Raw genomic sequence first — 10,404 nt, 5'->3', positions numbered from 1 at the left:
AGGACTTCGACACCTTCCCGGAAAGCGGCTGGGACAAGGTCGTCGACCTGAACATGAAGGCGCCGTTCTTCCTCACGCAGGCGCTGCACGGGGCGCTGAAGGCTGGGGCGAAGGAGCGGCCGGCCAAGGTGATCAACATCGCCTCGATCGACGGGATCTCGGTCAACCCGTGGGAGACGTATTCGTACGCCGCCAGCAAGGCCGGGCTGATCCACCTGACGCGGCGCATGGCGCTGCGGCTGGCGCAGGACGGCATCGTGGTGAGCGGGATCGCGCCGGGCGCCTTCGCCTCGGACATGAACAAGCAGGCGCGCGACCATGGCGACGAGGTCGCGCAGCGCGTGCCGGTCGGCCGCATCGGCCAGCCGGAAGACATGGCCGGCGCCGCGATCTTCCTCGCCTCGCGGGCGGGGGATTACGTGGTGGGCGAGACGATCGTGGTGGACGGCGGCGTCACGCTCGCGCGGGGGGCGTGAAAACCGAACGACCGAACTACCCGAACTACCCGAACTACCCGAACTACCGGACGCAAAGGACGCGAAAGATACGCAAAGGACGCAAAAAGGACGGAATCCTTCAAGGGTATCTTTTGCGTTCTTTGCGTACCCTTTGCGCCCTTTGCGTCCGGCAGTTCGGAAGTTCGGAAGTTCGGAAGTTCGGAAGTTCGGAAGTCCGTATTCCCCCCTTACCGCTTCAGCCCGTCCAGCGTGTAGTTCTGCGGGCCGCGGCTGGCGATCTTGATGGCGCCGACCTTGTTGCCCAGTTGGGCGCAGCGCGTGAGCGTCCAGCCTTGCTCCAGGCCGTGCAGCAGCGCGCCGCGCCAGGCGTCGCCGCAACCGGTGGGATCGACGATCGCGGCCGGCTGCTCCGGCGGCACCAGCGTCACTTCGCCGTCGACCCAGACCTCGCAGCCGTCGCCGCCCAGCGTCACCACCAGCCCGCGCACGCGGCGCGAGATCTCGGCGGCGCTCCACCCCGTGCGCTCCGACAGCATCTTGCCCTCGTAGTCGTTCACCGTGACCCAGGTCGCCTGTTCGACGAAGTGGGCCAGCTCCCAGCCGTCGAACATCGGCAGGCCCTGGCCCGGATCGAACACGAAGGGGATGCCGGCCTGCTGGAACTGCTCGGCGTGCTGCAGCATCGCGTCGCGGCCGTCGGGCGAGATCATGCCCAGCTTGATGTCGGGGCGGGCCGGAACCTTCACCTGGTGCGCCTGCATCATCGCGCCGGGGTGGAAGGCGGTGATCTGGTTGTTGTCCCGGTCGGTCATGATCATCGCCTGCGCCGTGTACGTGTCCTCCGCGCGCAGCACGAACTCGGTGCTGATCCCCAGCTGGTCGAAGCGCTGCAGGTAGTCACCGCCGTCGCTGCCGATGGCGCCCATGGGCAACGGCTCGCCGCCCAGCAGCTTGAGCGCGTAGGCGATGTTGCCGGCGCAGCCGCCGAAGTCGCGCCGCAGCGAGGGCACGAGGAAGGACACGTTGAGGATGTGCAGCTGGTCGGGCAGGATCTGCTCTCCGAAGCGGCCCTCGAAGTTCATGATGTTGTCGAAGGCGAGCGATCCGCAGATGACGGCAGCCATGGCTTTCTTTCGTGAGTGGATTAGGGATAGAAGGCGAGCAGGCGGTAGCCCGCCACGCGGGAAGCGCCATTGGTGCTGACCGCCACCCCGACGGCGCCCGACCACTCGGCGGCCGGCCCGATGGCGTCGCCCGTGGCGCCCAGCTCGGAGGGCGTGAGGACGCGGCGGGCAATGGCCTGGTCCTGCGCGTCGGTGATGGTCAGCTCCATCGCGGGCACGGCCACCTGCACGCGCGCCGTGTTGCGCACGGTGAAGGCGAGCCGGTAGGTGTCGTTGCGCACGCGCGTGAAGCCCGAGCTCTCGATCACGATCGATTCGATCTGGCGCGGCGGCCCGAGCCTGCATTGCAGCAGCGCGCACATGCGCTCGAGCGCGGGGCGCAGCTGCGGCTGCTGCAGCGCGAGCCGGTCGCGGTCGTGGTAGCCCACCTGCAGCGCCAGCAGCGCCGCGAGCACCACGCCGGCCACTGCCAGCAGCGTGCGCACCAGCGGCCGGCGCCAGAAGGCACGCCGGCGCGCCTGGCGCACGAAGGAGACGTCGTGCAGTTCCTCCGCCGCGGCGGCGTCGTGCGACTCGGGCCACTCGCTTTCGCTCGGCGCCGGCGGCAGCACGGAGGTGTCCTCGCGATCGAGCAGGTCGGAGCGGCGGAACACGAAGGGCGTGTCCAGCGGCGAAGGCTCCAGCGATTCGCTGTCGGGGCCGTAGGAACTCGCGCTGTCGGCGGGTTCGGCGGCGGGCGCGCCCGCCGCTGCGCCTTCCGGCGGCGGGCCGTACAGCGCGGTGGGGCGGGTGGCGAGCTCCTCCGGCATCGTGGCCGGCGGCAGCTCCGGCGCCGGTTCGAATTCCGACTCTGACTCAGGTTGCGGTTCCGGTTCCGGTTCCGACCGGCGCGCGGCCAGGAAGGCCGGCACCTCCGCATCGGTGGGGAAGCGCGACGCGGGTTCGGCGGTGCGCAGTTGCTCCAGCACCGACTCGTCGACCATGTGGGCCGGGGCGTCGAACACCTCGCTGCAGTGGCCGCAGCGCACCCAGCCTTCGGAGATCTTCAGCTGGTCCGGCACGACGCGGAACATCGTCCCGCAGGCGGGGCAGCTGGTGATCAGGCTCATGAGCCCGCGATTGTAGAGATTACAGGCGCGCCGTCATGAGGATCCAACCCTCTTCCTCGTCGCTCACCTCGAGGCTGCAGTACGGCGCATAGGCTTCCTTCAGCTCGCCCGCCTGGCGCGCCAGGATGCCGGCCAGCACCAGCGCGCCGCCCGGCGCCACGTGCGCGGTGAGCAGCGGCGCCAGCACCTTCAGCGGCGTGGCGAGGATGTTGGCCAGCACCGTGTCGTAGCGGCCCTTGGCCTTGTCCGGCAGTCCGGCGGCGAGCTGCACGCCGTTCGCCAGCGCATTGGCTTCGGTGGAGCGCACGGCGGCCTCGTCGATGTCGACCGCGTCGACGCTGGCCGCGCCGTGCTTGGCCGCCCCGATGGCGAGGATGCCCGAGCCGCAGCCGTAATCCAGCACGCGCTGTCCCTGCGGCGGGTGCGCCGCGATCCAGCGCAGGCACATGCGCGTGGTCGGGTGCGTGCCGGTCCCGAAGGCGAGCCCCGGATCGAGCCGGATCACCTGCTGCGCGCCGGCGGGCGGCTCGTGCCAGCTCGGCACGATCCAGAAGGTGGGCGTGATCTCTACCGGTTCGAACTGCGACTGCGTGAGGCGCACCCAGTCCTGCTCCGGCACCGGCTGGATGCCGACCACCTTGCAGTCGGCGAAGAAGTCCTGCGGCGCGAGCAGTTGCGCCGCTTCGCGCGCCTGCGCTTCCTCCTGGAACAGCGCGATCACCAGCGAGCGCTGCCAGCCCTCCTTGGGCGGTGGCAGGCCCGGCTCGCCGAACAGGGCCTGCTCCGCCGGCGTCTGCGCATCGGCGTCCTCGACCGATACGCTCAGCGCGTCGAGCGCCTCGAGCGCGTCGCCGACCGGCTCGACGCGCTCCTCCGGACACAGCAGCCGCAGTTCGAACACTGGCCTACCTCTTGTGGTGCGACAGCCACTCTTCGAGGTAGTGGATGTTGGTTCCGCCGGCCATGAACTTGGCGTCGACCAGCAGCTCGCGGTGCAGCGGGATGTTGGTCTTGATGCCTTCCACCACCGTCTCGCCCAGGGCGCTGAGCATTCGCGCCATCGCCATCTCGCGGTTGTCGGCGTGCACGATGATCTTGCCGATCATCGAGTCGTAGTTGGGCGGCACGAAGTAGTTGTTGTACACGTGCGAATCCACCCGCACGCCCGGCCCGCCCGGGGGATGCCACAGCGTGATGCGGCCCGGCGAGGGCAGGAAGTTGTAGGGGTCCTCCGCGTTCACGCGGCACTCGATCGCGTGGCCGCGCAGCACGATGTCGCGCTGGCTGAAGGGCAGCTTCTCGCCCGCCGCCACCAGGATCTGCGTCTTGACGATGTCGATGCCGGAGATCAGCTCGGTGACGGGGTGCTCCACCTGCACCCGCGTGTTCATCTCGATGAAGTAGAACTCGCCGTTCTCGTACAGGAACTCGAAGGTGCCGGCGCCGCGGTAGCCGATCTTCTTGCAGGCGGCCGCGCAGCGTTCGCCGATCTTCTCGATCAGCTTGCGCGGGATGCCCGGCGCCGGCGCTTCCTCCATGATCTTCTGGTGGCGCCGCTGCATGGAGCAGTCGCGCTCGCCCAGGTAGACCGCGTTCTTGTGCTTGTCGGCAAGGATCTGGATCTCGATGTGGCGCGGGTTCTGGAGGAACTTCTCCATGTACACCGCGGGATTGCCGAAGGCGGCCTGGGCCTCGGCCTTCGTCATCTGCACCGCGTTGACCAGCGCCGCCTCGGTGTGCACCACCCGCATGCCGCGGCCGCCGCCACCGCCGGCCGCCTTGATGATCACCGGATAGCCGATCTGCTTGGCGATGCGGCGGATCTCCGCCGGGTTGTCCGGCAGTTCACCCTCGGAGCCCGGCACGCAGGGCACGCCGGCCTTGATCATGGCCTGCTTGGCCGAGACCTTGTCGCCCATGATGCGGATCGACTCGGGCGTCGGGCCGATGAACTGGAAGCCGCTCTTCTCCACCCGCTCGGCGAAGTCCGCGTTCTCGGACAGGAAGCCGTAGCCGGGGTGGATCGCCTCGGCGTCCGTCACTTCGGCCGCCGAGATGATGGCCGGCATGTTCAGGTAGCTCTGGGCCGAGGCCGCCGGGCCGATGCACACGGCCTCTTCGGCCAGCTTGACGTACTTGGCTTCGCGATCGGCCTCGGAATAGACCATCACCGCCTTGACGCCCAGTTCGCGGCAGGCCCTTTGGATGCGAAGCGCGATTTCGCCGCGATTGGCGACCAGGATCTTCTTAAACATTGTGGCTCCGCGGCTCAATCGCCCATGTCCGCTGCGCGGCCATGCGCGCTCTGGTGTGCGCCAACATACGCTTCGCGCAGATGTTTGCGCACCCCCGGGCCTGCGGCCCGTCCCCGCGGTTCGCAACAAGAATCTTTTTGAACATTTTTATTCGATGACGAACAGCGGCTGGCCGTATTCGACCGCCTGCCCGTTCTCGCACAGGATCTCGGTGATGGTCCCGGCCTTGTCGGCCTCGATCTCGTTGAGGATCTTCATGGCCTCGATGATGCAGACCGTGTCGCCTTCCTTGACCTGGCTGCCCACTTCGACGAAGGCCTTGGCCCCCGGCGCCGAGGCGCGGTAGAAGGTTCCCACCATGGGCGACTTGACGGTGTGGCCCTTGGGCACTTCGGGGGCCGCGGCGACCGGGGCGGCGGCCGGTGCGAGCGCGGGGGCGGGCGCGGCGGCCTGGGCCGGCATGGTCATGGGCATCTGCATCTGCGTGCCCTGCACCATCGCCGGGCCCCCTTTGACGATGCGGACCTTGCCCTCCGCTTCGGTGATCTCCAGTTCGGATACGTTCGATTCCGACACCAGGTCGATCAGCGTCTTGAGTTTGCGCAAGTCCATGGGGAGGTCTCCTGCCTCGTTTGTGAGAGGACGCGAATTTACAGCAAAATTCGCCTACTTCTCTCTTCTGACGGGAACTTGCCGCGATTTCCGTGCAACTTGTCCATCCCGCGCGAGCGGGACCGCACCCGGGGCACACCCTGTCGGCGGGCCCCGGAGCCCGCCTGCGCGGGGAGGACGGATCAGGCCAGGCCCAACCAGGCCTGCAGGTCGGCTTCGGAGAGGCGGCCTATTTTACGCTGCCTCAGCTTGCCCTCCTTGTCGAACACCACCGAGAAGGGCAGGCCGCCCGCGGTGTTGCCCAGGGCCTTCGTCAGTTCGGTGCCGCCGAAACCGGCCAGGCCGATCGGATAGCTGACCGCCGTCTTGTCCAGGAACTTGCGCACCGAGGACGGCTGGTCGATGGCCAATCCCAGCAGTTGCCAGCCTTTTGCCGTGTTTTGCCGGTAGAACGCATCGAGCATCGGCATCTCCTCGATGCAGGGCGCGCACCAGGTGGCCCAGAAGTTCAGCAGCAGCGGCCTGCCCTTGAACGAGGCCATCGCCAACTTGGCGCCTTGCGGCGTCTCGAACTCCAGCGGCCAGAACTGCTCCACCCCGGCCTGGTCGATGGCGCCGGCACCCGTGCCGCCGGCCGCGCCCGGTCCGTGAACCGAAGCCGGAGCCGGTTGGCGGCTGCGCATCCAGGCATAGCCGGCCCCCGCCAGGGCCGCGGCCACGCCCACGCCGACGATCAGCGCGCTGCGGCGCGAAGCCGGCGCGGCGCCGGTGTTGCTTGCATCATCCATGTTCAGACTCCTCCACCAGTGCGCGCACCGCCGCCAGGTCCCCGCGCGGCGTGCGTCCTTTCGTATCCGGCTTGAGCGCGCCACGCAGGTCGTCGTGGTCGTACACCAGCAGGTGGACCCCGACCGGCTCGCCGAGTTCGCGGCTCATGCTGCTGATGCTCAGCGCCTCCACCGATTCTCCATGGAAGCCGGTCACGGTGCGAGGCGTGTAATCCACCTGGTGTTCGATCAGCGCGATCTCGGCCGATTTCGGGTCGTCGCAGAACAGCTGCAGGTAGATGTCGGACAGGCGCGTCGCGGTGCCGTGCCAGACCGCGCCTCCCAGGTAGGGCCGGAATTCGGCCAGCCGCTCCATCCAGGTGAGGGCCAGCCGCCGCAGCGCCGCGAGCTCCGCCGGCTGCGTGTCGGCGCAGAAGAGGCCGATGTATTCGCGCACCGCGTCTTCCACCGCATCGTTGTCCGGCAACGCGGTGCGCGCACCGAGCCCCATCTGCTTGACCGCGCGGCGCTTCGCCGGCCCGTATTCCAGGCCCTCCTCCACCACCAGCCGCGCGGCGGCGGCGGCGATCTCCGACTGCAGGGTGTCCATCGGGTCCATTCTGCATGGACGGCGCCACCCCCACACCGTACAGTGCCTGCGCCACCTCAGGCGCAGGAGACAAGCATGCACAGCACGATGATGGCCACGCCGCTGTCGCTCAACCACCTGCTGGAGCGCGCGGGCCGGCTGTTCCACCGCAACGAGATCGTCTCGCGCCTGCCGGACAAGTCGCTCCGGCGGCACAGCTACGGCGAGTTCCACCGCCGCACGCGCGCGCTGGCCGCCGCCCTGCAGGGGCTCGGACTGAAGAAGGGCGACCGGGTGGCCACCCTGTGCTGGAACCACCACGCGCACCTGGAGTGCTATTTCGGCATCCCGGCCGCCGGCGGCGTGATGCACACGCTCAACCTGCGGCTCGCGCCGGAGGAGATCGGCTGGATCGCCGCCGACGCGCAGGACCGCTTCCTGGTGGTCGACGACGTGCTGCTGCCCCTGTACCGCAAGTTCGCCGGGCTGCACGCGTTCGAGAAGGTGATCGTGTTTCCGTTCTCCGCCCTCGGGGTGGCGGCGGAATACGAGGATTACGAGCGGCTGCTGGCCGGCGCCGACGCGGAGGGCTTCCGCTACGCGGAGCACCACGAGGACGACCCGGTGGCCATGTGCTACACGTCCGGCACCACGGGCCGTCCGAAGGGCGTGGTGTACTCCCACCGGTCCACGGTGCTGCACACCCTGGTGGCGAGCCTGGGCGACTTCTGGGGCCTGCGCGGCACGGACGTCGTGCTGCCCGTCACGCCCATGTTCCATGCCAACAGCTGGGGAATCCCGTACGGCGCGGTGATGATGGGCGTGAAGCTGGTGTTCCCCGGCCCGCACCTGCATCCCGAGGACCTGCTGGACCTGATGCAGGCCGAGCCGCCGACGCTGTCGCTGGGCGTGCCGACCATCTGGCTGTCGCTGATCCAGGCCTTCGACGCCGCCCAGGAGCCCGGCTCGCCGAACCACGGCCGCTGGAAGCTGCCGCACGGCATGCGTTCGCTGGTGGGCGGGGCGGCGGTGCCGGAGGCGCTGATCCGCGCCTTCGACCGGCACGGGATCTGGATCGAACAGGGCTGGGGCATGACCGAGACCTCGCCCGTGTGCACCATCTCCTATCCGCGCGCGGAGCTGCAGGGCGCGAGCGAGGACGAGAAGTACCGGCGCGCCGCCATGGCGGGAGTGCCGGTGCCGCTGGTGGACCTGCGGGTGGTGGGCGACGCCGGCGAGCAGCCTTGGGACGGCAAGAGCGTCGGCGAAATCCAGGTGCGCGGCCCCTTCATCACGGGCAGCTACCACCAGGTGCCGAACGATCCGGGCAAGTTCACCGGCGACGGCTGGCTGCGCACCGGCGACGTGGCGAGCGTGGACGATCTCGGCTTCGTGCGCATCACCGACCGCACCAAGGACCTGATCAAGTCCGGCGGCGAGTGGATCAGTTCGGTGGACCTGGAGAACGCGCTGATGGCCCACCCCGCCGTGGCCGAAGCCGCCGTGATCGCCATCCCGCACGAGAAATGGGGCGAGCGTCCGCTGGCCTGCGTGGTGCTGAAGAAGGGCGCCGACGCGCACCCGGGCGCCCTGAACGAGCACCTGCTGCAGCACCGCTTCGCCAGGTGGCAACTGCCGGAGCGCTACGAGTTCATCGAAGCCGTGCCGCGCACGTCGACCGGCAAGTTCTGGAAGCTGAAGCTGCGGGAGATGTTCCCGAGCTGAGTGCCGTCGACAGCCGACAGCCAACAGCCAACAGCCAACAGCCGGACGCAAAGGGCGCGAAGGGTACGCAAAGGACGCAAAGGAAGACATTCAAGAGTTCGGTATTTTTCGCGTCCTTTGCGTATTCTTTGCGCCCTTTGCGTCCGGCAGTCCGGTCTTCCGGGCCCCGTTACGGTCGACTTACACCGGGCCCGGATAATCGCGGCCCATGCACATCCACATCCTCGGCATCTGCGGCACCTTCATGGGCGGACTGGCCGCCCTCGCGCGCGAGGCCGGACACAAGGTGACCGGCTGCGACGCCGGCGTCTATCCGCCCATGAGCGACCAGCTGCGCGCCCTGGGCATCGACCTCATCGAAGGCTACGGCACCGAGCAGCTCGCGCTCAAGCCCGACGTCTGGGTGGTGGGCAACGTCGTCTCGCGCGCCCGCGGCGCCGACGGCACGCCGCGCTACCCGCTGATGGAAGCCATCCTGGACCAGGGCCTGCGCTACACCAGCGGGCCGCAGTGGCTGGCCGAGAACGTGCTGCAGGGACGGCACGTGCTGGCCGTGGCCGGCACCCACGGCAAGACCACCACCACCTCCATGCTGGCCTGGATCCTGGAGCACGCGGGCCTGCAGCCCGGCTTCCTGGTGGGCGGCGTGCCGCTGAACTTCGGCGTCTCGGCCCGCCTGGGCAACATGGCGCGGCCCAACACCGCCTTCGTGATCGAGGCCGACGAATACGACACCGCCTTCTTCGACAAGCGCAGCAAGTTCGTCCACTACCGCCCGCGCACGGCGATCCTGAACAACCTGGAATTCGACCACGCGGACATCTTCGACGACCTGGCCGCGATCGAACGCCAGTTCCACCACCTCGTGCGCACGATCCCGTCTACCGGCCGCATCGTGGTCAACGGGCTGGAAGAAAGCCTGCAGCGCGTGCTGCACCAGGGCTGCTGGAGCGAGGTGCGCAGCTTCGGCACGGCGGTGAGCGACTTCCGCGCCGAGGGCGAGCCGACCCGCTTCGACGTGCTGGAGCAGGGCCACCGGGTGGCGCAGGTGCTCTGGGACGTGGGCGGCGTGCACAACCAGCTCAATGCGCTGGCTGCCATCGCGGCCGCGCAGCACGTGGGCGTGACGCCCGCGGTCGCGGCGGGGGCGCTGCGCGAGTTCCGCAACGTCAAGCGCCGCATGGAAGTGCGCGGCATCGCCAACGGCGTGACGGTCTACGACGACTTCGCGCACCACCCCACCGCGATCCGCACCACCATCGACGGCCTGCGGCGCCAGGTTGGCGCGCAGCGCATCCTGGCGGTGTTCGAGCCACGCAGCAACACCATGAAGCTGGGGATGATGAAGGCGCAGCTGCCCTGGAGCCTGGAGCAGGCGGACCTGTCCTTCTGCCACGCCGGCGGCCTGGGCTGGGACCCCGTCGAGGCATTGCAGCCCATGGGCGACAAGGCCCGGGTGGCGCAGAGCGTTCCCGAACTGGTGCAGCAGGTGATCGCCGCCGCGCGGCCGGGCGACCACATCCTTTGCATGAGCAACGGCGGCTTCGGCGGGATCCATGGCCAGTTGCTGGAGGCGCTCGGGCGGTGATTGGTAGGCTGGTGCTGAACCGCGCCAGCGCGTGAAGCCCAGCGATGCGCGAGCGCAGCGAAGCGCCGGGCTTCCCGAGACTCAGTCCAGCGCCGCCCGCACCGTGATGTCCGCCCCGCGCGGGGTGGTGTCCATCACCGATTCGAACAGGCTCTGCTTCGAAGGCGCCGGGTCGCG

Annotated in this window: 10 protein-coding genes; 3 read left to right on the top strand and 7 right to left on the bottom strand. The window is 68.9% G+C overall.

What is annotated here, in order from left to right:
* Positions 1-476, top strand: a 476-nt coding sequence (locus tag VFM98_RS19895; RefSeq protein WP_325111632.1) for an SDR family oxidoreductase, incomplete at its 5' end; no start/stop codon positions are given.
* A 209-nt stretch (positions 477-685) separates the two neighbouring features.
* Here VFM98_RS19895 and VFM98_RS19890 read toward each other — a convergent pair.
* The 7 genes from VFM98_RS19890 to VFM98_RS19860 all read right to left on the bottom strand — a co-directional run bounded on the left by VFM98_RS19890 (position 686) and on the right by VFM98_RS19860 (position 6,935).
* Positions 686-1,582: a carbohydrate kinase family protein gene (locus tag VFM98_RS19890; RefSeq protein WP_325111631.1), complete on the bottom strand. Its 897-nt coding sequence runs from the start codon at positions 1,580-1,582 to the stop codon at positions 686-688.
* 20 nt (positions 1,583-1,602) lie between these two features.
* Positions 1,603-2,691, bottom strand: a complete 1,089-nt coding sequence (locus VFM98_RS19885) for a DUF3426 domain-containing protein (RefSeq protein ID WP_325111630.1) — start codon at positions 2,689-2,691, stop codon at positions 1,603-1,605.
* 19 nt (positions 2,692-2,710) lie between these two features.
* Positions 2,711-3,592 carry a 50S ribosomal protein L11 methyltransferase gene (gene prmA / locus VFM98_RS19880; protein ID WP_325111629.1) on the bottom strand — a complete coding sequence of 294 codons (882 nt, stop codon included), beginning with the start codon at positions 3,590-3,592 and terminating at the stop codon, positions 2,711-2,713.
* Positions 3,593-3,596: 4 nt separating this feature from the next.
* The gene (accC, locus tag VFM98_RS19875; RefSeq protein ID WP_325111628.1) at positions 3,597-4,946 is read right to left on the bottom strand and encodes an acetyl-CoA carboxylase biotin carboxylase subunit; all 1,350 of its coding nucleotides are present in this window, start codon (positions 4,944-4,946) and stop codon (positions 3,597-3,599) included.
* A 147-nt stretch (positions 4,947-5,093) separates the two neighbouring features.
* Positions 5,094-5,558 carry an acetyl-CoA carboxylase biotin carboxyl carrier protein gene (gene accB, locus VFM98_RS19870; RefSeq protein WP_325111627.1) on the bottom strand — a complete coding sequence of 155 codons (465 nt, stop codon included), beginning with the start codon at positions 5,556-5,558 and terminating at the stop codon, positions 5,094-5,096.
* A gap of 182 nt (positions 5,559-5,740) precedes the next feature.
* Positions 5,741-6,346 carry a TlpA disulfide reductase family protein gene (locus VFM98_RS19865; protein ID WP_325111626.1) on the bottom strand — a complete coding sequence of 202 codons (606 nt, stop codon included), beginning with the start codon at positions 6,344-6,346 and terminating at the stop codon, positions 5,741-5,743.
* Entirely contained in the window at positions 6,339-6,935 is a 597-nt protein-coding gene (locus tag VFM98_RS19860; RefSeq protein WP_325111625.1) for a hypothetical protein, read from the bottom strand. The genes VFM98_RS19865 and VFM98_RS19860 overlap by 8 nt, the downstream gene beginning before the upstream one ends.
* 75 nt (positions 6,936-7,010) lie before the next feature.
* Between VFM98_RS19860 and VFM98_RS19855 the strand changes: the two genes are divergently transcribed.
* Both VFM98_RS19855 and mpl read left to right on the top strand, forming a co-directional pair.
* Positions 7,011-8,639: a long-chain fatty acid--CoA ligase gene (locus tag VFM98_RS19855; RefSeq protein WP_325111624.1), complete on the top strand. Its 1,629-nt coding sequence runs from the start codon at positions 7,011-7,013 to the stop codon at positions 8,637-8,639.
* A gap of 208 nt (positions 8,640-8,847) precedes the next feature.
* Positions 8,848-10,227: a UDP-N-acetylmuramate:L-alanyl-gamma-D-glutamyl-meso-diaminopimelate ligase gene (gene mpl / locus VFM98_RS19850; RefSeq protein WP_325111623.1), complete on the top strand. Its 1,380-nt coding sequence runs from the start codon at positions 8,848-8,850 to the stop codon at positions 10,225-10,227.
* Positions 10,228-10,404: the final 177 nt, after the last annotated feature.

The sequence above is a fragment of the Ramlibacter sp. genome, from assembly GCF_035706265.1.
GTDB lineage: Bacteria > Pseudomonadota > Gammaproteobacteria > Burkholderiales > Burkholderiaceae_C > Ramlibacter.
This window is presented reverse-complemented; position numbering and strand designations above follow the sequence as displayed.

Coding starts and splice junctions, on each gene's coding strand:
- VFM98_RS19890 (WP_325111631.1), bottom strand. CDS start 1,582: ATGGCTGCCGTCATCTGCGGATCGCTCGCCTTCGACAACATCATGAAC.
- VFM98_RS19885 (WP_325111630.1), bottom strand. CDS start 2,691: ATGAGCCTGATCACCAGCTGCCCCGCCTGCGGGACGATGTTCCGCGTC.
- accC (WP_325111628.1), bottom strand. CDS start 4,946: ATGTTTAAGAAGATCCTGGTCGCCAATCGCGGCGAAATCGCGCTTCGC.
- accB (WP_325111627.1), bottom strand. CDS start 5,558: ATGGACTTGCGCAAACTCAAGACGCTGATCGACCTGGTGTCGGAATCG.
- VFM98_RS19865 (WP_325111626.1), bottom strand. CDS start 6,346: ATGGATGATGCAAGCAACACCGGCGCCGCGCCGGCTTCGCGCCGCAGC.
- VFM98_RS19860 (WP_325111625.1), bottom strand. CDS start 6,935: ATGGACACCCTGCAGTCGGAGATCGCCGCCGCCGCCGCGCGGCTGGTG.
- VFM98_RS19855 (WP_325111624.1), top strand. CDS start 7,011: ATGCACAGCACGATGATGGCCACGCCGCTGTCGCTCAACCACCTGCTG.
- mpl (WP_325111623.1), top strand. CDS start 8,848: ATGCACATCCACATCCTCGGCATCTGCGGCACCTTCATGGGCGGACTG.